This is a genomic window from Vibrio clamense, from assembly GCF_050337905.1.
Classification (GTDB): Bacteria; Pseudomonadota; Gammaproteobacteria; order Enterobacterales; family Vibrionaceae; genus Vibrio; species Vibrio cortegadensis.
The window spans coordinates 1-24705 of sequence record NZ_JAKJTJ010000029.1 but is presented as its reverse complement, the minus strand read 5'-3'; the positions used below and the strand labels follow the sequence as shown (position 1 = coordinate 24705).

5 protein-coding genes are annotated in these 24705 nt (G+C 47.4%); 4 read left to right on the top strand and 1 reads right to left on the bottom strand.

Annotated features, from left to right (window positions below):
* Window positions 1-194 precede the first annotated feature (194 nt).
* The 4 genes from L4C39_RS16350 (at window position 195) to L4C39_RS16335 (ending at window position 15457) form a co-directional block, all read left to right on the top strand.
* Window positions 195-9890: a VCBS domain-containing protein gene (locus L4C39_RS16350; RefSeq protein WP_429746954.1), complete on the top strand. Its 9696-nt coding sequence runs from the start codon at window positions 195-197 to the stop codon at window positions 9888-9890.
* Window positions 9891-10303: 413 nt separating this feature from the next.
* Window positions 10304-11950: an ABC transporter transmembrane domain-containing protein gene (locus L4C39_RS16345; RefSeq protein WP_429746952.1), complete on the top strand. Its 1647-nt coding sequence runs from the start codon at window positions 10304-10306 to the stop codon at window positions 11948-11950.
* Window positions 11947-14151 carry a peptidase domain-containing ABC transporter gene (locus L4C39_RS16340; protein WP_429746950.1) on the top strand — a complete coding sequence of 735 codons (2205 nt, stop codon included), beginning with the start codon at window positions 11947-11949 and terminating at the stop codon, window positions 14149-14151. Before L4C39_RS16345 ends, L4C39_RS16340 begins: the two co-directional genes overlap by 4 nt.
* Window positions 14144-15457: an HlyD family type I secretion periplasmic adaptor subunit gene (locus tag L4C39_RS16335; RefSeq protein WP_429746948.1), complete on the top strand. Its 1314-nt coding sequence runs from the start codon at window positions 14144-14146 to the stop codon at window positions 15455-15457. Before L4C39_RS16340 ends, L4C39_RS16335 begins: the two co-directional genes overlap by 8 nt.
* A gap of 161 nt (window positions 15458-15618) precedes the next feature.
* Here the strand turns inward: L4C39_RS16335 and L4C39_RS16330 are convergent, their stop codons facing one another.
* The gene (locus L4C39_RS16330) at window positions 15619-24705 is read right to left on the bottom strand and encodes a VCBS domain-containing protein (protein WP_429746946.1); all 9087 of its coding nucleotides are present in this window, start codon (window positions 24703-24705) and stop codon (window positions 15619-15621) included.

The window sequence follows — 24705 nt, the reverse complement described above, 5'->3', positions numbered from 1 at the left end:
GCATAACATATGTCTTTATGGAGCAAAATAAAACAACTTTAAAACATGAAATTTATTGGGGAAAAAGTGCATGTTTTACGTTGGGCAATTAATGATAAATTATCACTTATATGTATCACTGCCTGAAGTAATGCCCATTTCCTGAATTAATCGAGGGGAAGGGATTATTTCATCTGCTCAATGGGGTAATAATTTTGGTTGGAAAGTCAAGCTCAGCTACAGATAAGTATGTTGTAATCGGTAAAGATGGTCACATTAAAGTAGTTGAATCTAAGGATAACTTGCTTCCGGGTGAGATTGTCGTAGAGACGTTAAACAGTGGCTCTCTAGCTCTAAACACTTCAGTAGAAAGTGGTGATACGAACTCAGATATACCTCTTGTAGTGGAGGACATTGTTAAAGCCGTCGCGCAAGGCGATGACCCAACAGAGTTAGGAGAGGAATATGCCACAGCTGCAGGTGAGCAATTAGGTTCTAGTTTAACGTCTTCCGGAACGATTGAACGTTCTGGAGCTGAACTTCTGGCAAGTACGTTTTTTGAAACAGCAGGTTTAGACAGTGAGCAGAGTGATACCAAAGATTTACCTGAGGTACACCGTTCTTCTGAAATAGATAGTAGTAACTCCACGGCGTTAATTGATGGTGACGATGCGGGCGCGGTGCAAGAAGACGTCACGCTGACCACGAGTGGCAACTTAACCGTGTCTGATCCTGATGCCGGCGAAGCGGTCTTCCAACTTCAAACCGACGTTCAAGACGGCCACTGGGGTACCTTCTCGATTGATGAGACTGGTAACTGGACGTATGAGCTGAACAATCGCCACCCAGATGTGCAAGCGTTAGACGCCGATAGCGATCCGGTGATCCGTACCCTGACAGTGACGTCGGCGGACGGCACCCCTCATGACGTGGTGGTGGCCATCGCGGGCTCAGACGACCAAGCGATCATCACACCAGAGCAACCGGGTGATGATAAAGGCGCGGTGCAAGAAGACGTCACGCTGACCACGAGTGGCAACTTAACCGTGTCTGATCCTGATGAAGGCGAAGCGGTCTTCCAACCACAAACCGACGTTCAAGACGGTAACTGGGGCACGTTCTCGATTGATGAGACTGGTAAATGGACGTATGAGCTGAACAACCGCCACCCAGACGTGCAAGCGTTAGACGCCGATAGCGATCCGGTGATCCGCACCCTGACAGTGACGTCGGCGGACGGCACCCCTCATGACGTGGTGGTGACCATCGCGGGCTCAGACGACCAAGCGATCATCACACCAGAGCAACCGGGTGATGATAAAGGCGCGGTGCAAGAAGACGTCACGCTGACCACGAGTGGCAACTTAACCGTGTCTGATCCTGATGAAGGCGAAGCGGTCTTCCAACCACAAACCGACGTTCAAGACGGCCACTGGGGCACGTTCTCGATCGATGCGGATGGCAACTGGACGTATGAGCTGAACAACCGCCACCCAGACGTGCAAGCTCTCGATGCCGATAGCGATCCTGTGATCCGTACCCTGACAGTGACGTCGGCGGACGGCACCCCTCATGACGTGGTGGTGACCATCGCGGGCTCAGACGACCAAGCGATCATCACGCCAGAGCAGCCGGGTGATGATGCGGGCGCGGTGCAAGAAGACGTCACGCTGACCACAGGTGGCAACTTAACCGTGTCTGATCCTGATGAGGGTGACGCGGTCTTCCACCCTCAAACCGACGTTCAAGACGGCCACTGGGGCACGTTCTCTATCGATGCCAAGGGCAACTGGACGTATGAGCTGAACAACCGCCACCCAGACGTGCAAGCGTTAGACGCCGATAGCGATCCGGTGATCCGTACCCTGACAGTGACGTCGGCGGACGGCACTTCTCATGACGTGGTGGTGACCATCGCGGGCTCAGACGACCAAGCGATCATCACACCAGAGCAACCGGGTGATGACGCGGGCGCAGTGCAAGAAGACGTCACGCTGACCACGGGTGGCAACTTAACCATGTCTGATCCTGATGCCGGCGAAGCGGTCTTCCAACCACAAACCGACGTTCAAGACGGCCACTGGGGCACCTTCTCTATCGATGCCAAGGGCCACTGGACGTATGAGCTGAACAATCGCCACCCAGACGTGCAAGCGTTAGACGCCGATAGCGATCCGGTGATCCGTACCCTGACAGTGACGTCGGTGGACGGCAACCCTCATGACGTGGTGGTGACCATCGCGGGCTCTGACGACCAAGCGCTCATCACACCAGAGCAACCGGGTGACGATGCGGGCGCGGTGCAAGAAGACGTCACGCTGACCACAGGTGGCAACTTAACCGTGGCGGATCCTGATGCCGGAGAAGCGGTCTTCCAACCACAAACCGACGTTCAAGACGGCCACTGGGGCACCTTCTCTATCGATGCCGAGGGCCACTGGACGTATGAGCTGAACAACCGCCACCCAGACGTGCAAGCGTTAGACGCCGATAGCGATCCGGTGATCCGTACCCTGACAGTGACGTCGGCGGACGGCACTACTCATGACGTGGTCGTGACCATCGCGGGCTCTGACGACCAAGCGATCATCACGCCAGAGCAACCGGGTGATGACGCGGGCGCAGTGCAAGAAGACGTCACGCTGACCACGGGTGGCAACTTAACCGTGTCTGATCCTGATGCCGGCGAAGCGGTCTTCCAACCACAAACCGACGTTCAAGACGGCCACTGGGGCACGTTCTCTATCGATGCCGAGGGCCACTGGACGTATGAGCTGAACAACCGCCACCCAGACGTGCAAGCGTTAGACGCCGATAGCGATCCGGTGATCCGTACCCTGACAGTGACGTCGGCGGACGGCACCCCTCATGACGTGGTGGTGACCATCGCGGGCTCTGACGACCAAGCGATCATCACGCCAGAGCAACCGGGTGATGATGCGGGCGCGGTGCAAGAAGACGTCACGCTGACCACGGGTGGCAACTTAACCGTGGCGGATCTTGATGCCGGTGACGCGGTCTTCCACCCACAAATCGACGTTCAAGACGGCCACTGGGGCACGTTCTCTATCGATGCCGAGGGCAACTGGACGTATGAGCTGAACAATCGCCACCCAGACGTGCAAGTGTTAGACGCCGATAGCGATCCGGTGATCCGTACTCTGACAGTGACGTCGGCGGACGGCACCCCTCATGATGTGGTGGTGACCATCGCGGGCTCTGACGACCAAGCGGTCATCACACCAGAGCAACCGGGTGATGATAAAGGCGCGGTGCAAGAAGACGTCACGCTGACCACAGGTGGCAACTTAACCGTGGCGGATCCTGATGCAGGCGAAGCGGTCTTCCAACCACAAACCAACGTTCAAGATGGTAATTGGGGCACGTTCTCTATCGATGCCGAGGGCAACTGGACGTATGAGCTGAACAATCGCCACCCAGACGTGCAAGCTCTCGATGCTGATAGCGATCCGGTGACTCGCACCCTGACAGTGACGTCGGCGGACGGCACTTCTCATGACGTGGTGGTGTCCATCGCGGGCTCAGACGACCAAGCGATCATCACACCAGAGCAACCGGGTGATGACGCGGGCGCGGTGCAAGAAGACGTCACGCTGACCACGGGTGGCACCTTAACCGTGTCTGATCCTGATGCGGGTGACGCGGTCTTCCAACCTCAAACCGACGTTCAAGACGGCCACTGGGGTACTTTCTCGATTGATGAGACTGGCAACTGGACGTATGAGCTGAACAACCGCCACCCAGACGTGCAAGCGTTAGACGCCGATAGCGATCCGGTGATCCGTACCCTGACAGTGACGTCGGCGGACGGCACCCCTCATGACGTGGTGGTGACCATCGCGGGCTCAGACGACCAAGCGATCATCACACCAGAGCAACCGGGTGATGATAAAGGCGCGGTGCAAGAAGACGTCACGCTGACCACGAGTGGCAACTTAACCATGGCGGATCCTGATGCGGGTGACGCGGTCTTCCACCCACAAACCGACGTTCAAGACGGCCACTGGGGCACGTTCTCGATTGATGAGACTGGTAAATGGACGTATGAGCTGAACAACCGCCACCCAGACGTGCAAGCTCTCTATGCCGATAGCGATCCGGTGATCCGTACCCTGACAGTGACGTCGGCGGACGGCACCCCTCATGATGTGGTGGTGACCATCGCGGGCTCAGACGACCAAGCGATCATCACGCCAGAGCAACCGGGTGATGACGTGGGCGCAGTGCAAGAAGACGTCACGCTGACCACGGGTGGCAACTTAACCGTGTCTGATCCTGATGCCGGCGAAGCGGTCTTCCAACCACAAACCGACGTTCAAGACGGCCACTGGGGCACGTTCTCTATCGATGCCGATGGCCACTGGACGTATGAGCTGAACAACCGCCACCCAGACGTGCAAGCTCTCGATGCCGATAGCGATCCGGTGATCCGTACTCTGACAGTGATGTCGGCGGACGGCACCCCTCATGACGTGGTCGTGACCATCGCGGGCTCAGACGACCAAGCGATCATCACACCAGAGCAACCGGGTGATGATAAAGGCGCGGTGCAAGAAGACGTCACGCTGACCACGAGTGGCAACTTAACCATGTCTGATCCTGATGCCGGCGAAGCGGTCTTCCACCCACAAACCGACGTTCAAGACGGCCACTGGGGCACGTTCTCTATCGATGCCGAGGGCAACTGGACGTATGAGCTGAACAACCGCCACCCAGACGTGCAAGCGTTAGATGCTGATAGCGATCCGGTGACTCGCACCCTGACAGTGACGTCGGCGGACGGCACTCCTCATAACGTGGTGGTGACCATCGCGGGCTCTGACGACCAAGCGATCATCACACCAGAGCAACCGGGTGATGACGCGGGCGCGGTGCAAGAAGACGTCACGCTGACCACGAGTGGTAACTTAACCGTGTCTGATCCTGATGCCGGTGACGCGGTCTTCCACCCACAAACCGACGTTCAAGACGGCCACTGGGGCACGTTCTCGATTGATGCCGAGGGCAACTGGACGTATGAGCTGAACAACCGCCACCCAGACGTGCAAGCGTTAGACGCCGATAGCGATCCGGTGATCCGTACCCTGACAGTGACGTCGGCGGACGGCACCCCTCATGACGTGGTGGTGACTATTACTGGTAACAACGATGCTCCGGAATTTATTAGTGGAACGAATGATAGCCACGGCCTAGATGAAGACGGTAAAGCTGATACCGATAGCTACCAGTTTAGTATCAATGAGAATACTGTTGCTGGGGTAATTGGGCAGGTCGAGGCATTTGATGTTGATAAAGGGAGTAGCGTAACTTATCAGTTAACTAACCACACCGACCTGTTTGAAATCAACAGCCTCACAGGTGAGATCAGCGTTAAAAGCGGCGTAGTCTTTGATCATGAAACGTTGGATAGCTACCAATTATTGGTAGAAGTTGAAGATCAGTCTGGTGCGAAGGATATGGCCAACGTCAATGTCGTGATAAATGACATTAACGAAGCTCCAATCGCTGAAGATGACAAGGGTATTGAGAAAGAGACGAAGGTTTTAGATCACACGAACTGGGACGAGAGCACCGATATTAGTGTGGATTACTACATCGTTGATACCAACACTGGTAACAAAGTTGGTGACGCTAACAAGGCGGATTACACCGGTGATGGTGGTACGCATAAGTTTGGGGTTAGCTCTTCTTTAGATGGCGGTACGGATCAGGTAAAAGATGGCCAAATTGGATTCGATGATGCCACTTCACACAGTGAGGCTATGCGTTTCACTTTCACTGATAGTCAAGTCGCAGATCATGCTGAAGTTCAAGTTAATAATCTTTGGAGCTCTTGGGAGCCAGGAGTTGAGCGCGGTGTTTGGAAGGCTTACTACAAAGGTGAGGTTGTCGCTTCGGGTGTATTTGAAGGTACTGGCAATGGTAAGCAAGTTGTTAGTATTGATGCGGACGGTCGATATTTCGATAGTATTGAAATGTCAGCTGTGGGTTACAAAGATGGTGTGGTTGATCCTAAAGGGTCGGAGTACTTTGTAACGCAAGTTTCCGCCGATTTGACGAACTTTGATGACGACTATCAAACAACAGGAGCTGGTATTCTAGAGTTGGATGTGTTGGCGAATGATAGCGATCCAGACGGTGACGAACTAACCATTATCGATTACCCACAAACAGAATATTTAAATTTAGTAGATGGCAAATTGGTTTTTGATGCAGCTAAGTATCTTGAGTCGTTGCCAGAAGATCAGCGTACGATCAAAACAGGGGAGATAAAGGAATACTCATTTAAATACGTCATTGAAGATGCGGATGGTCTAACTGATGAAGCAGAAGTGACAGTTCATGTGGTAGGTGAACCTATCTCATTGGATGATTCGCATATCATGCTTGATGAGTCTGCCGTTGGTTCGGATGCTGGCGTACATGCAGAAGGTGATTTAGTTGCAGACCTTGGTTTAGCATCCGATGCAGAGTTCCGATTTGATTCTGAACAGAATCTGCAGAACGTTACCAGTGAAGGCAAGCCTGTCGTGTTTGAAGTGAGTGACGATCGCGGGACTTTGACAGGATATGTTAGCTCAGGTGATGATAAGGTCAAAGTGATTGAAGCTAGTATTGATGGTAAAACTGGGCATTATACCGTCGAACAATATGAACCAGTAGATCACCCGGAACAAGGTGCTGATACGTTAGATATCCCTGTCAACATTCAAGTGGATGCAGGTGGTCGAGTTGAAAATGCGACCATGCACCTTGGCGTCGTTGATTCTTTACCTTCAGTTAATTCAGGGCACCATGAAATCATGGACGTTGACCCACAAAACAACAGTGTCGTCATTGCGTTAGATGCGTCAGGTTCAATGTGGTCAGATATGGTTAAAAACGAACAAGGTGTTGAAGTTACCCGCTGGGACCTTGCACGCAGTGCAATTAAAACCATGTTTGAAAAATATGATGATCTTGGTGATGTTCGATTTAAGATTGCGACACACTCAGGATACCCTGAGGGTAAAACGTCTGAATGGTTGGAGTCTGTGGAGGATATTGATACTTATCTGGATTCAATTGGTCGCGGCGGTTGGACGCCATACAGCCAAGCGATCGATCAGGTAAACGAAGCATTAACCGAACTTAGCCATGAAACGGGCGATACTAGCAGTCATCAGCTTTACTTTATTTCAGATGGTGCACCAAGCGATTTCAATTCATGGACAAATACTTCGGACCCTGCATATAGTGGGTTACGCGATAGCTTAATGAAGTGGTCTACAGCCGACGATTTTGAAAGTGAGCAGCGTTACGAGTACTTAGTTAATGGTTGGGATCAACCGACAGAAGCTGAGCAAAATATCATTCTTGAAAATGCGATGGAGCACAGTATCGGTTCGAGTGGTGCATCTTTAGAGAACATTTGGTCAATTGGTATTGGTGCTGGTGCGGATATGAAATATCTAGAACCAGTGGCAACCGATAAAGGCTCAGCACTAGTGGTGACCGATGATTCTCAAATAGAGGGGCTCCTGAATAAAACAGTATCAGGTCAGCTTCAAAGTAACCTTTTAGATGATATTAGTGGCGACAGCCAATGGGTCGATCAAATAGAGGTGGATGGTGAAACCTACCAATATAATAAAGTGGAAGGTACTGTTAGTAAGAGTGATGGAACGGTTATTTCTTCGCACTCGTTGGCAGAGATTGACACCGAGCACGGCACGTTAACCATTAACTTTGAGAATGGTCGCTATGATTATAAAGCGACGAATGTTGCTGGCCATCAACAAGAAAGATTTGATGTAACCGTTATCGACGCGGATGGCGATACTGCCACTGGTGAAGTGACTATCGATATTCGAGATCGCGCTCCTGAGTTTATTAGCAATACTGATGCAGATCAGACTCATGGAACCGATGTCAGCGGTATGCCAACAGCGGATAATGCAACTTTTAACGTTGCAGAGCTGGAATCCGGATTGTTGGTGGGTAAAGTTGAAGCTTTCGATCCTGATGGCGTAGATACTATTAAATACGAGCTAAGTGGCGGTGATGCCAATTTATTCAGCGTAGATTCAAATAGCGGTGAGATTTGGCTTAAAGACGGGGTTAAGTTAGACCACTCTGTTCAGAATAGTTATCAGTTGGAAGTCACGGCGACGGACGGTACGGATAAAGACACAACTCAGGTCACTCTAAACGTAACTGAAAACCATGCGCCAACGTCATCGCCAGTACACAGCTTTGCTGAAATGGAAGACTTGCCGATTAACAAAGTGACGGTTGTGTTTGATGAGTCTAACAGTATGACTCTCACCTTTGATGGGCAAAACACCGTTGGTAGTGAAGCAACCGCAGAAAAGAGTGAATCAAGAGCTTATAAAGCAGCAGATGCTCTGCACTCTATGGTTGTAAATATGATAGAGGATGGTGGTCAATCTAATACTTTCATTCGTTTGGTTCGTTTTGATGGCGATACGTCTACACAGAGCTGGTTGACTTTAGATCAAGTAGAGGAAATGAGTCGTCCGCCTTTGCAGAATGGACGCGATTCTAATGATCCTAAATATCTGAGTGAAGTTGCCTCTTACGTGAGTCGATGGTGTGATATTGATCACGGGACGAACACTGACTATAGCAAGGCACTAGAAGCTGTCATGGGCTCTAATGAAATAGGGACTCGCTTCCCTTGGCAAGATGGCTTAGATGAAAACGGCAATTTTGATTGGGATCTGTACTTGAAAGAACAGCCAATCGAAAGCAAAGAGACCATATTCTTTATCTCTGACGGCGCACCAAATCCTAAAGAAGGTGAAGTAGCAGCTCCGGATTTGAATGAACGATGGGAAGACTACAAGCAAACACATGATGCCAAAGTATATGGTATTGGTATTGCAACGTCAGATAGTGAAAATGCAGCACAAGCGCTAGAAGAGCTGAGTGACAAAGTTGTATTTATCGACTCTGGCGAAGAGTTAGGTCAGTTCCTGAACCATTTTTCACCTGAACCAATTGCTGGTGAGTTGCTTTCAGGAAGCCAAGATGCGGATGGCGACATCATGACAGTATCGTTGGTTGATGGGGATTTTACTCTTTTAAGTGCTGATACGCATGGTGTCGCTGTCGACCAAGAACTGGTTTCTTCAACGTCTCAAGTTGATGGGAGTTTGCATGTTGAAACGGCATTTGGTTTGTTGCAAGTTGAGTCAAATGGAAGCTACAGTTTTACACAAAGTGATAGCTTTACCTTAGAAGGTAATCAACAAGTTGATCTTAACTTTCTCTTTAAAGTGTCAGATGGAAGAGGCGGGTTGAGTGACAACGTTTTTACCTTAACGCTAAGCGAGTCTGGCGCTGATATTGCTTCAACTGAACGTCACGCTATCATAGGGAATGAGTTATCTAACCTACTTGATGGTAGTGAAACTATTGACATCATGTTGGGACAAGAAGGGGCAGATACCTTAAGTGGCGCTGCAGGCGACGACATCTTAGTTGGTGGCCTAGGCAACGATATACTTATAGGCGGTTTGGGGAATGATATCCTAACAGGAGGTGAGGGGAGCGATACGTTTACTTTCACCAACGAGTCTTTAAGTTCTGAGCTATCTATGGATGTGATCAAAGACTTCAATCTAGCTGAAGATAAGTTAGATTTGAGTGATATCATTTCGCCAGCAGATGATATGGTTGGTATGGATGCCTTACTGGAACATGTTAGCGCTAGTTTTGATGGTGAACAGGATATCCTTAATCTAACCATTACTAACGAGACAGGTCAGTTTACATCGGTAGCGTTGGAAGGCTTCGATATGTCTGGCCTAGAATTGGGCGCATCAGCGAGCTCTCATGAAATTGTTGACCAGTTGTTCCAGCATCATGTGTTTACAACTGTCTAATAATTTAGCCTTGGCAAGATAATCATTAATGTTAAGCGGCATCTGGACTATTCAGATGCCGTTTATTTTGGTTAATCTATAGGCTACAGTGACAGTAGGATCTTCGTATCGTAAGGATAAAAATGAGGTAAAACTTGACCTGGAGATGGTAGGTTGTCTGACGAAGAAATGTTATCGATCAATCGTTTGTAAATGATGTCAGGTCTTACCGGTGCCATTAGACTCTCAATAGGCCATTTTAAAAAATTCAAAGTGTCCGTTTTCTTATTTTTGCCGTATTTAGGGTACTCTTGTTTTGCTAAATCTAAACTAGATGGTAAAGATCCCAAAAAACACGTTAAATCAGTTTGTTATCTTGCAATACCAAGCATGGTGTACCAATCTTATTTCATAAGCATGGATAAGGATTATGTATGCCCGCAAGTTCAATGAAAAACAAAGGGGTGGTAGGAAAAATCTTACTGCCTTCTTTACTCATCAATATTCTCTCTCTCGCCGTTCCATTAACGGTTTTACAAATTTACGATCGTATTTTACCTAACCAAAGTTACGGTACCGCCACTCTGCTATTGGCTGGTGCGACATTGGCCGTCGCGATGGAAGCATTGATTCGATTCGTGCGTACTTGGCTTTTGTCTGCAGCCGCCAGTAATACCGAGAAAGCGACCTACCAAACCTTAGTTGAAAGAGTGACTAATGCTTCATCGGGTCATATTCGCCATCTAGGTGTTGGGGGCGTGGAAGAGGGGTTGAGCTCCGTATCAAAAGTCAAAGACTGGTATTCTGGTGGGGTAATAGCTGGCTTTATCGATCTTCCTTTTGCACTGATCTTTCTTGGTTTGGTTGCTTACATTGGCGGTGAGCTAGTGGCGATACCTTTGGCGGTTTGGCTGGTTACTCTCGGAATTGTTTGGTTATCTTCTATTCGCGTTAAAAGTCTAAGTGAAGAAGCTTCCCAAGATGAGCAGGAGCGAAAAGCGTTCTTGATTTTGCTGAGCCAAACCATTCAGGGAATCAAACGTCAGGCCGTTGAGTCTCGAATCTTCAATCAGTTTAAATCCCTAAATAACGTTCGCTCTCAGTCGAAAGCGAGAGAAGAGGAACAGAATGCTTTCGCACAAGAGTGTATTCAGCTTGCAGCGTTAGCGACGTCAGTCTTACTCGTGATTACGGGTAGCTTGTGGGTATTGGATGGCCAGTTAACCACTGGTGGGTTGGCGGCATGTTCTATCTTATCGGGCAGAGCTGTCGCGCCGCTGAGCGCTCTGATTGGGGTTCGAATCAAGCTCAATTCAATACACAGTGCCAATCAGGCAATAGAAAAGCTGAGTGACTTGTCACTATCTGAGTCTTTAGATTCTGAGCAATCTGAGCCCCATTTATCTGACTTTGAGACTTTGGAAATCAAACAAGCGACCGTTGAAAGATATGGCGAACTCGCTCATGCGGATCTGATACTAAATAAAGGGGAGTTGGTTTTGTTAGAGGGTGAAGACCGCCACACCAACAGTCATTTATTGTCGTCGATTGCAGGTATTGATGATCTGAAATCGGGTGAGTGCTTCATTAATGGAACTGCTGTTTCAATCGCATCCGTAACCAACATTTCTGCCTACTGTGGCGTGAAAGGGCAGTTGGTGTCGGGGACTATTCTCGATAACTTATGTGGCTTTGATCCCGAGAGAACACAAAGCGCCAATGACTATGCTAAACGCTTGGGATTAACCAAAGAAATTACTCGGTTGCCCGATGGACTAGAGACACAAATTGGCCACACGAGCGCGTCTTTATTGAGTATGGGTAACGTGAAAATGCTCAATATCGCGACCCAGCTGGCCAGCGACAAGCCCGTAATCATGTTAGAGAGACCTGACTCTTCACTCGATTTAGATGCCCTTGGGAATCTAGCTAAGGTGTTGGAAGAAGAAGTGGCGGCAGGACGCACGTTATTGATGGTGAGTTACCATTCGAAACTTCGCGAATTAGCTAATCGAATTATTACAGTGGAAAGCCGAACCATTACGGTCGAAAGTGAGATCAATCAGGAGGCCGTCGTATGAATCGTTTAGATGCTAGTGACCGTTCAGATACGATCAACCGTCCAGACACGAGTGATCGACAAGAGGTACTGAACCATTTAGAAACCGAGAGCCTTTCTGTTCTTAAGCAATTGGAAGTTAACGCAAATATCCAGTTGTTCGCACATCAATGGGTCGATGAGAATGGCATTGAATCAATCGACGACATGTTCGCCATGTTCGATAGGCTCGCATTACCCTATCGCTTGGTTGCTAATCTCGATGCGGTAGGTGAACATAAATTAGTCTTACTGGTTCTTAGTGAGCATGAGTTGATCTCCGGTCATTTAGAATCGAAGCAATTTGTTGCTTTTAGCACGAATGAAGCCATTACCGATGTTCCACAGTTTTGTATTGTTATAGATGGACCACCATTAGAGAAGGCTTCTCCTGATTGGGTTGGCGAAAGATTACATGCATTTCGCCCCATCATTCCTAAGTTGCTGCTGGTCAGTTTTATCACCAACTTGTTTGCGCTTGCCGTTCCATTCATCACGATGTCGATCTATGACCATGTGATTGGTGGTGACGCGGGGCATGAGTTGCAAGGTATCGCCATTGGCGCGGCTTTGTTGTTTGTGATGATGGGTTGGTTAAGGACATTGCGCAGCCGAGTGTTTGCTTCGGTGGCAAATCGAGTCAGTCGCGAGATCTCTCAATCTCTTGTTCAACGTTTGCTTAGAAATAGTTATGCTCAAAACCAGCAAACGGCGTCTTCTAGTCAACAAAACCAAGTGATGTTGTCTGAGCGTATTTCAGGTGTGTTGTCTGGGCCTTTGGGAAATGCGCTGTTTGATCTGCCATTCATTCTTATCTTTGTACTTGCGATTGGTGTGTTAGGCGGATGGCTGGTGCTGGTTCCTATTGTCTCTTTGATTCTTTATTACTTGCTAGCAAATCGTTCGATACACTCAAGCAGCAAGCGCTCAATACAATCGACGGTGGCGGGAAATAATCGTCAGAACATGACCAATGAGCTGTCATCTAAGCTCGCCTTTATTCGCAGTGCTGGATTATCAGAGCACTGGATTCAACGCTTCCAAAAGGCCAACCTTCTTGCGTCTACAGTGACGTTTAATCAATCGGTTCTCCAGAGTCGATACACCTCGATTTATTATTTCATTGGTGTGGGTTCGACGTTAGCTGTTATGGGGTTAGGAATAGGGCTTATTTTTGAACAAGTAATGACGCCTGGTGGTTTGATTGCTTCAATGATGTTGATATCTAAAGTGACAGGCCCTGCTCAGGTGTTGGCGAACAGTGCGATGCGTTTTAATAGCTTTAATCAGTCCAAGTTGCAGGTGAACCGTATTCTGTCTCAACCGTCTGAGCGTGAATTTAGCTACCAACACCACCCGCTGCCAACGTTAGCACCTAACTTGAAGTTGGAGCAGGTGACTCTACGTTATCCGAAGCAAAGTCGCCCTGCATTGAGTGGTGTGAGTTTTGATATTGAAGCTGGCGAAATTGTTGCAATTACGGGGCCTTCGGGAAGCGGAAAATCAACGTTGATCGAAGTGCTGTCTGGTCTACAGCCAATACAAAACGGGATGGTTGAGCTTGAAGGGGTTAACCTCGTTCAATACGATCCACAGCTCTATCGCCATTGGTGCTTTATTCGAGCGGCTTATCCTGATTTGCTCACGTTGAGTATTCGTGAATGGCTAAACGACGGACATAAAGTCGAAGAACAGAAAATGATTTCTGCGATTGAACTTGTGGGTGGCAAGCGTTGGTTCGCCACGTTGCCTGATGGGTTGGATACTTCAATCAGCAGTATTCAACCGGATAGCCTTTTTGACATGTTGTCAGGCAGTGTTGCGCAGATCCTCATTGACGCGAAAGCGTTGGTTTATGACTACCCAATGTTCTTAATGGATAACCCCGTGCCTGATGCGCATCCAAATGCTAAGCGTGTATTTGGCGAGTTTTTGGCTTCGAAAAAAGGAAATGCAACGGTGATCTATACCTCTCACGATCCGGATTTAATCAAGCTTGCCGATAAAGTGGTGGTATTAAATGAAGGTGCTGTGGTTTATGCCGGCCCATTAGAGCCGGAGCAGTCTTCGGAGCAGGAACAGCCTTCAGAGCCTCAAGCTTCTCAAGAACAAGATCCGTCTGCTGAACAAAATGCAGCCCAACAAGAACAATCAAAGTCTAAGCAAGGAGTCGCTAATGGCTAAACAACCTATCGAGAAGGGCAAGCGCTACGGTGAACTTGTTGAATCACAAAATACGGCTCGTACATTAGCTCTGGCCACATGGTCGGTTGCCTTATGTGTCATTGCTTTTGCCACTTGGTCTGTAGTCACTCAAGTTGATGAAATCGCCAAAGCCAAAGGAGCTGTTATCCCTGAAGGAGAAAAACAAGTTCTGCAAAGCGATATCGGTGGCAAACTAAAACGACTTCTAGTGAAAGAAGGGCAACTTGTTGAAAAAGGTCAGCCATTGGTGGAGTTTGATGCCACTTTTCAGCAAACCGCATTGGAAGAATTACGGTCTCAACAAGTCACCTTGCTGGCGAGTATAGAACGTATGAATGCTTTGCTTGATAATCGTGAACCAAACTTTGGAGAGTTTGAAATCGATTTCCCAGAGATAGTGAGCCAGCAAAAAGCACAGCTTAATGCTCAAAAGGGTCTCTATTATCAGAAACGTATTGTTCTTGAAAAAGACAGCGAACAGATTGCTGAACAGCTCCGTAGTTTGGAGAAGTCGTTGCCGAGTTATGAGAAAGAACTTTCGGCAACAAAACAAGAATTGAATATCCTAGAGAAGGGTTACAAGTCTGGCAATATTTCACGATTAAGAGTGTTGGAAATGCGTCAAAAGTTGGCAAGCATTGAACAGAAGATCGAAGAGGCGCGTGGTAAAAAAGCGGTGTTGATTAAACAAGCGGATGGGGTCGAACAAAAAATTGGGCAACTACTCGCGGAAGCAAAAGTGAAAGTCAGTGACGACCGTTCTAAAGCGGTATCTGATTTGTCCGCACTTAACGCGAGAGTTCGTTCAAGCCAAGCTAAAGTAACCAACACGACGTTAGTTTCGCCATTACAAGGGTTAGTCCAAAGTCTTCCAAGTACCAAGAATGGTGGGGTAATTCAACCGGGTGGTACCGTGGTTGAAATTGTTCCTGTGGGTGGGAAAGCTGACTTTAAGGCTCGATTATCGCCAAGAGATATTGGTTTTGTGAGCGTAGGGCAGCCGACTCGAATCAAGATTGATGCGTTTGACTACAGTCGCTTTGGTGCATTGAAAGGTATGGTTGAGAGTATCTCTCCAACCACAAGTCAAAGTGAGCGCGGTGAAATCTATTACGAAGTAGTCGTTTCGGTGGATGTTCCTTATTTCCGTGATAATCCGGAGAGCTTTTCTATCTTGCCAGGTATGACGGGCGAGGTGGATATTACAACCGGTGAGAAATCCGTTTTCCAATACTTGTGGAAGCCAATTTACACGAACGTGAGTGTCGCGTTTGGTGAAAGGTAATCGCTATAGAGATTCGCAGAATAATAAACACATAAGAAAATAGAAAGCAAAAGGGAGCACATCATGTGCTCCCTTTTTGGTTTTCACTTTCTTTATTCTGTATGTTCTTTAGAAGAGATTACGGGAGCAGACAACACTCCCAATCTTACTTGATGTTGATGTTATGGATTAGGGTCTATGTCTGGCAGCCCGTCTATGTCGTTGTGATGGTGATGCTCATCATCTTGGTTGTGGTTGACGTTCGCATCATGGTGTTCAAGCGCATCCGACATATCCACGTGCGCTTGGTCATGTGTTGCTGCATCTTGCTGGTCGACTTGTGCTAGTACGATGTCCATGTCCGCAGGTTGATCGTGATCTACTGTAGATGTCGTATCTGGTTTGATGCCCAATGCATCCAGATAAGCTGCTGCACCATGGTGGCTGGTTCTCTGGTCTGGTTCTTGGTGAGCGTGTTGGGTCAAATCTAGATAGCTGTCATCACTTTGCGTAACGGTAAAGTCTGCTTGCGAAGACATGTCAGGCTCGTCATGTAACACCGGAGGAGGCGGTGGTGGAGCAGGGTGTGAGGTATGGGTAATAGGGGTTATTGTCATATCAACCACCTCGGTACCTATATTCAGTTTACCGCTATTTCCCGGGCCGTGGCTGAGTATTTGAACGTTCACATGGGCAACCACTTCATCTTGATTTGTCCCTTGTAATGCAACTTCGAACTTGTCTTCATGTTGGCCAATACCAGAAGCGCTGCCATGTGGCCCTGTGTGTACATTTGCCTGTTCTTGATAGTGTAAATCACCAGTCTGAGGGTCAATGGTTAATGTTCCATATTGACCGTGATGGCTTGTTACATAACTCCCATCTGGAAGATGAATCCGCCAACCATGTTGTGCAGTTGGCACTGGCGTTAAAGATGGGAGTAGTGGCGGTGTACCCAGTGAACCGGACACTTGGTGACTTCCCGGTGGCGCTTTGACTATGATCGGATCAGGTATGGCACTGGCAGCAAAGCCTTGGCTACCCGCGGTATTACCGTGTTCGTCAGTCATGGTCACTTGTACATGAGAGCCTGGTGCAACTTCTATTTGTAACCCATTCTGTAGACTATGGGCATCGAGCACATGGTCTTGTCCATTAACGACAAGATGCTCGCCAATTTTAGCATCACTAGGAGGCGTAATGGTTGCTGTGATCGTGTTTGCATCACCACGGGCAATTTCAGCTTTGCTGTATAAGTTGTCTGCGCCTGCGCTTTCAAAAGTAATCGTAGGGAGACTTACCTGAGTGTCGACTTGGTAAACCACATCGGTGGTGGCGTGTGCGCTATTACCGGCACTATCTGTGACGGCTATTGAGGCTTCAATTTTCTGGTCAGCATCTGCAATTAACTCACGACCAGGAACAGCAATTGAATAGTGCCCAAGTGAATCGACAGCGCCAGTATGTTTTGTGCCATTTACATTTAAAGTGACAAGATCTCCAGTATTAAAATCACCAGAAACGGAACCGGTGATATCAACGGATGAATGGGATTCTTGATCGTTAATCACGTTATCAACAGTGACAGGGTCGGTATGAATACCGATGTGTATTTGTGTATCAACATGTACTGAAAGTAGTGGAGACGTTGCCGGTAGTACTGATGACGGAGCCAGTGCTTTAGCCGATAGATTATGAGCGCCATCTGTTAAGTTGCTTACTACGGCACTGTATTGACCCGATGCGTCAGACACTGCATGACCAATTGGTGTTGAACCATCATAAACAATCACTTGTGAATAAGGAATATCAGTATGGCCAGTTATCGTTGGCGTATTGTCGTTTGTCAGGTTGTCTGTATCCGATTTTCCGCTATCACTTGAAGCTGCCAAATCTACAGTGACCGCATTACTTGGTGGCGTGTTACTGCTAGTTGGAAGGCTTGGTTGCGCCGTCGTAACGATGGGGTTTTGTGGTACTGTTGTGGTGATAGTTGGTTGTTGCCCTGTAATCAGATTGACTTGTCCATTGGTATCAAAGGTTAGGAATCTTGATGATTCGCCACCATGATTATCCGCAACTTTAACTTCAAACACATCAGCACCATGGTAGGTATGTGTGGCTGAGTTATAGCTCATGCCTGAAACAGAAGAATTTGGAGTGTAAACATAAGCGCCAGAGGTTGGATCAACCGAAAGGTCACCAAACTGTCCGGTAGGGCTAACCACTGAGAAAGAATGCGTGTCTTTTACATCGACATCCGTTTCAGTCAATGTACCTGTTGTTGGCGTAGTTTGCGTGACAGAAAGTATTGGGTCATCGTTGGTGCCGTGGATACTCACTGTAACGATTTGTTTATCGCCACCTTGTGTGATCACTTCGTATTGCACTGTCTCGACCTGATCCTTAGCAAGGTGCTGGACGTTGGTATTAGGAACGGAATAACTCCAATCTCCAGCTTTTCCTATGGTGAAAGATCCTCCAAATGGGTCATGGAGAGCATGCACATTATGGCTTTCATGGAAATGATTTTCCCCAGCATCGGGATCGGTGACATCAAGAACTCCAACTGTATAAATAGTATGTTGAGCATCACCTTGTACATGGTTATCTTCGGTGACAGTTCCTGACTTGTCTCCTGTGATTACACCTGCGTCATTAATCGCTGCCAATGTTGTGCTAGCACTTGTGTGCGTAATGCCACCATGTGCATCTTTAACGTCATAAGTGAAATTTACCTGTCCGTTGTAGTTAGCTTCAGGGGTAAAGGTGAAAGTGCCATTGACATTGGCTAAAATGGATCCGTGGTCGGTTTGCAAATTGGCTATTGAAAGCTGGCCGGCATCGTTGTCATCAACATCCGTGGCATTTGCAAGCAGTTGAGCTGAAGTAAGAATGATCTTTGTATCTTCTATTCCAGCAGGTAAAGATACTGCGGAGGAGATGACGGGATTATCATTGGTACCATGAACTGTGACAGTAATATCTCGGTGCGCACTACCATCAATAGATTCTACGGTGAATGTTTTCTGGTAGCTTTCACCAGCCCCTAAGTGTTGTAACTTGCTGTTATCTATATTGTACGCCCAACTTCCTAAGGCGTTTATATGAAAACGCCCTCCTTCTGAAGTCGTGATATCTTGAGCGATAAAACCAGCTTGATCATGATCGGGGTCGATAACATGTAAATAACCAGTGCTACTTATTAGGTTATGGGTAGTTCCGGGAGTAAAGTGGTCTTCAGTTACATGGTTATCAACACTTGAATAACGACCGACTTCGATTCTTGCTTGGCTGTCTTCACCAATGACTTTCACCATGATAGTTACTGTTTGCCCATCAGTAGTTTTAACAGTATAAGGGAATTCCATTGATTCCCCTTGGTGTAAGCTACTGACCAAGTCATCAGCATGGCGATTGAGAGCTGTCTCTAAATGGAATGAGTATGACCCATCAGGCCATATATCAAGTTCACCAGGGGGAAACCCTTGCCCTATATAAACACCGCCAAATTGAAATTGAGTATTGTCGCCAGTATCAGGGTCGATTAGCTGTAGCTTACCTTGATAGCGAGTAAACTCACTCTGTAATGCCTCTGTTTCACTCATTTGTATGACATTCGAGACTAGTACCGCTTTGTCATCTGTCCCTTCAATTGTAAGGACGGCGGTTTGCTGAGTTTGGCCACCATGACCATCACTCACAAGGTAAGACGCCACTATGTTCAATGGCTGACCAGCATTGAGGTAGTTAAATGCAGGGTCGGTTGCATCGACCAGTAAAGTATGACCATCTTTAGCGATTGATAGTCCAGATGGAAGCAATTGAGAGCTTTTGCCGCCATCTACTGAAAAAGATAGCTGTTCTATATTTAAAGCGTCTCCTTCCTTATCTGTCGCGCCTGCTAGCAGATCTAGGTGGCGCGGTGATGTCGCTCCTTCAATAACACTGTCAGTTAAAGGTTGCACATCGGGATTATCGTTTACAGCGACTAACGTGGTTGCCGCACCCGTATGCGTCACACCGCCATGAGCATCTTTAACGTCATAAGTGAATTGAACTTTACCGTTGTAATTTGAATTTGGAGTGAAGGTAAATGTACCATCATTGTTATCGCGAATTGAGCCATGATCAGCGTGTAGATTTGCAATAGAGAGATTGCCTGCGTCATTATGATCTACGTCTATGGTATTAGCTAATAATTCGGTAGAAGTAATGGTCTGAGCTAAATCTTCTTTCTCTGAGTGCAGCTGCACTTCTGAAGAGCAATATGGGCGGTCATTATCGCCATGAATAGTGATAACGATATCGTGACCTGTACCATCTTTGGAAAACACTTTAATGGTATCGGTAAGGCGTTCATTTTCGCCGAGTTTATCTATAATTGATCCGATACCTGACGCTTGTTGGCCGACTTCGATGGTGTAGTGCCAAGTGCCGTCTTTAAGTAGCATGAGATGGCCATACTGTCCGTGATAACTGTATCCAGGGCCTTTGCTATCAAAGGTGCTTTCTCCACTATCACCGTCTGTAATATTGAGTTTTCCATCAATATATAAAAGATCATTGGTTATTTCACCCATTCCCGGTTGTGCATGATCTGGAGATCGGTTTGGCCTGCTACTTTCGTGAATATCTCCCGTATCTAACCCTGATATAATGGCCTTGTCATCAACAGCAGCCAGTGATGTGCTAGCGCCTGTATGGGTAATACCACCATGGGCGTCTTTGACATCATAGGTAAAATGCACGTCACCGTTGTAGTTTTTCTCTGGGGTAAACTCAAAACTGCCATAAGGATTTGTGGCAATAGAACCATGGTTGGCATGCAGATTCTCGATGGTGAGTTTACCTAAATCATTAGCATCAACATCTACGGTATTAGCTAATAATTCAGTGGAAGTAATGGTCTGAGCTAAGTCTTCTTTACCTGAGTTTAACTGCACTTCTGAAGAGCAATAAGGTTTATCGTTATCACCATGAATGGTAATCACTATGTCGTGAGTTGTGCCGTCTTTAGATTGAATGGTTATTGTATCGGTGAGCGTCTGCCCTTCGCCAAGTTTATCTATGGTAGTGCCGATTGTTGTTTTACGATTACTAACCCAATTTACACTGCCTACGGGGACAATGTAATGCCAAGTACCATCAGTATTTAATAGTAAATGCCCGTATTGTCCATGATAGGAGTTATTCCAACCTCTGCCTTTAGGATCAAATTGAGATTCACCAGTATCCGGGTCAACAATATCTAACTTGCCATCAGCACTTAATACATCTTGCCCTATTTTCGCCATGCCAGCTTGAGCATAATCTGGAGACCTATCTCCAAAAGTGCCATAGCCTTCATCCACATCACCGGTTGATTGGCCTGTGATTATTGCAGCATCATCGACGGCTGCTAAATCAATATTTGCTCCTGTATGCGTCACACCGCCATGCGCATCTTTTACATCGTAATTAAAATGGACGGAACCGTTGTAGTCTTTTTCAGGTGTAAATAAAAATGTTCCGTTTGTATTAACCGCAATAGAGCCGTGATCAACTTGTAGGTTACTAATAGCTAATTGACCCGCATCATTGGTATCAACATCGACCGTATTTTGCAGTAATTGATTTAGCGTTAAAGTTTGAGCAATATCTTCTTTGCCTGAATTTAGCTGGACTTCAGATGAGCAATACGGGGCATCATTATCACCATGAATGGTAACCACAATATCGTGCGCTGTACCGTCTTTTGAGTAGACAGTGATGGTATCAGTAAGTGAGTCACCATCTCCTAATTTATCAATGGTGGTACCGACATTGGTAGTTGATGTGCCAGTGGTAAACCCATTATGGCCGATATCAACCATATAGTGCCAAGTGCCGTCTTCCTGCAGATTAATACGGCCATATTGGCCACTGTAGCTATAACCACCGCCATGATCGTCAAACTTACTTTCACCCAAATCAGGATCGGTGATGTCTAATTTCCCATTGGCATACAGCGCTTCGGAAGTTAATTGGCTTTTGCCATAATCCGGTGACATATCAAAGTAGTGCCCATGCCCTTCATCGACTGCACCTGTATCTTGGCCGGTGATGATTGCGCTGTCGGCTACCGCATTAAGCGCAACATTTGCACCAGTATGGGTAACGCCTCCATGCGCATCAGTTACGTCATAAGTAAAATGTACTTGCCCGTTGTAATCTTTATCTGGCGTGAAAGTAAATGTCCCATCATTGTTATCGAGAATTGAACCATGATCAGCGTGTAGATTTGCGATGGAGAGCTTTCCTGCATCATTAGCATCCACATCTACAGTATTGGCCAAAAGTTCAGTAGAAGTAATGGTCTGAGCTAAGTCTTCTTTCCCTGAGTTTAACTGTACTTCTGAAGAGCAATAAGGGCGGTCGTTGCTACCATGGATGGTAATAACAATGTCATGAGAGGTTCCGTCTTTTGAGTACACCGTAACAGTATCTGTGAGTGTTTCGTTTTCACCAAGTTGGTCTATCGTTGTACCGCGGGTGCTGGTTAGCCCTCCTGTACTACGAATTTGACCTGTATCAGCATGATATGACCAACTACCATCTTTGTTTAGAAGGAGGTCGCCGTATTGACCTGAATAAGTAAACCCAATGCCGTGCGTGTCAAATTCCGCTTCGCCTGTATCGACATCGGTAATATTGAGCTTGCCAGTGGTATGTATGGTACTTCGGCCAAGGAATGCCATGCCAGGTTGAGCATAATCTGGGGACATGTGTTGCCCTGCATTGCCTTCAGTAACATCTCCTGTGTCGGTCCCCGTTATCACTGCGGCATCGTTAGTGCCAACAATGGTGACCGAAACTTGCTTTGATGCAGTTCCGTCGATGGACGTTATGGTGTGGGTTTCCACCAGTTTCTCTCCAGCAGCGAGTGCTTGTACCTTCGAATTATTTGGATCGACCTGATAGTCCCAACTCGTTCCATGAACTGTAAACACTCCGCCAATGGCTGTGTGCGCTGTTTCTGATTTCAGCAGTTCTTCACTATGAGTCGTACTGCCTTGGTTATCGACGTCAGTAACATCAACATTTCCATAAGCTCGTAATGCGCCGCTGGTATCAATGTCGCTGATTTTGTCTTCGAAAACAGTGGTGTGAGAGCGACTAGGTTGCAATGTGATACTTGCACTGTCGTTGTCTCCAATGATCTCTATAGAAATGGTTTGGCTTGTGCCATCAATAGCTTTCACGGTAAAGACTTCTGTTACGTGTTCACCTTGTGCTAATTCATCAATCGTTTTCCCTTCACTTGGTGCCAATTGATAGTGCCAGTGACCGTTTGCATCTAGGGATATTGAGCCGTAATGGCCCATTTGACTATGAATAGGTTGGAAGAGGTTCGATTGTCCACTATCTACATCTTGTGAAGTTAAGGCTCCGGATAATGAGTGGGCGTTCTGTCGAGTGGTGACATCATGTTTATCGGCTTCAAATAAAGCATTTTCATGGATGGATTTTACCGTGTCACCGGAGATGACGGCAGCATCATTAGTACCATTCACCGTAATGATCACTTGATGTGGCGTTCCATCAGCAGAATGAACGGTAATGGTATCAGTAGCTGTTGCTCCTTTACCTAAAGCTTGAACGGTAGGGTTTGTATTGTCTAGGTCGTAAGTCCAAGAGCCCGAGTCAGTTAAATGTAGGGTGCCCAATGAACCTACAATATCTGTGTTGGAGAAATGGGTTTCGCCAGTATCGACATCAGTTACGGTTAGCGTTCCAGAGGTTTGCAATTTTGACTCTTCGGTCACTGCGCCTGAGTTTGTGCCACCAATAATAGCGACATCATTAGTACCATTCACCGTAATGGTCACTTGATGAGGCGTACCATCGGCAGAATGAACGGTAATGGTATCAGTAGCTGTTACTCCTTTACCTAACGCTTGAACGGTAGGGTTTGTATTATCAAGGGTGAAGGTCCACAAGCCAGCTYCAGTGATAGAGAAGTGCCCATACTGTGTGGGCGTATCCATTTGTGCGGTGAAGTGATCTTGCTGTGCATCCTGATCGGCGACATACAGTTGATCAGACACCGTTGATTGACCATCTTCAGTGACAACACCGGTGGTGAATCCCGTAATGTGTGCTTGATCATCATGCCCTTTAACTGTGACCACAATCTCTKGCTGTGTACCGTCGGAGGTGTGCACCATGAAATGCTCGGTMACGGTGTCTGCACTGGTCAGCTTTTGCGAGGTAAGCAGGTAATCCCATGATCCATCGGGTGATAAATTAAAGGTGCCGTATTGCCCCTGAGCACTTTGTTGTGCAACAAAGTGGGTGTGGTCTTGTACATCCACATCATGGGCAACGAGTTTACCATTGGCCTGTACATATTGGTCTTCAGTGACGGTGCCGGTAGACGTTCCGGTTATCGTCGACTGGTCATCGGTGCCATTAATGGTCACGGTCACTTGTTTTTGTGTGCCGTCTGCTGATGTAACGTTGATGACTTCGGTTGTTTGTTGTCCCGCTGAAAGTGCTTGTACTTTTGGATTGGTATTATCTAAGGTGAAAGTCCACACGCCCGCTTCAGTGATAGAGAAGTGACCGTACTGAGTGGGTGTATCCGTTTGTGAGGTGAAGTGATCTTGTTGTGCATCCTTATCGGCGACATACAGTTGGTCAGACACCATTGATTGACCATCTTCAGTGACAGCGCCTGTGGTGAATCCCGTAATGTGTGCTTGATCATCATGCCCTTTAACCGTGACCACTACCTCTTGCTGTGTACCGTCGGAGGTGTGCACCATGAAATGCTCGGTCACAGTGTCTGCACTGGTCAGTTTTTGCGAGGTAAGCAGATAATCCCATGAACCATCGGGTAATAAATTAAAGGTGCCGTATTGCCCCTGAGCATTTTGCTGTGCAACAAAATGGGTGTGGTCCTGTGCATCCACATCATGGGCCACGAGTTTACCATTGGCCTGTACATATTGGTCTTCAGTGACGGTGCCGGTAGACGTTCCGGTTATCGTCGACTGGTCATCGGTGCCATTAATGGTCACGGTCACTTGTTTTTGTGTGCCGTCTGCTGATGTAACGTTGATGACTTCGGTTGTTTGTTGTCCCGCYGAAAGTGCTTGTACTTTTGGATTGGTATTATCTAAGGTGAAAGTCCACAAGCCAGCTTCAGTGATAGAGAAGTGCCCATACTGTGTGGGCGTATCCATTTGTGCGGTGAAGTGATCTTGCTGTGCATCCTGATCGGCGACATACAGTTGATCAGACAC

Excerpts from the sequence above, each read along its gene's own strand:
- L4C39_RS16345 (WP_429746952.1), top strand. The coding sequence starts at position 10,304 with ATGCCCGCAAGTTCAATGAAAAACAAAGGGGTGGTAGGAAAAATCTTA.
- L4C39_RS16340 (WP_429746950.1), top strand. The coding sequence starts at position 11,947 with ATGAATCGTTTAGATGCTAGTGACCGTTCAGATACGATCAACCGTCCA.
- L4C39_RS16335 (WP_429746948.1), top strand. The coding sequence starts at position 14,144 with ATGGCTAAACAACCTATCGAGAAGGGCAAGCGCTACGGTGAACTTGTT.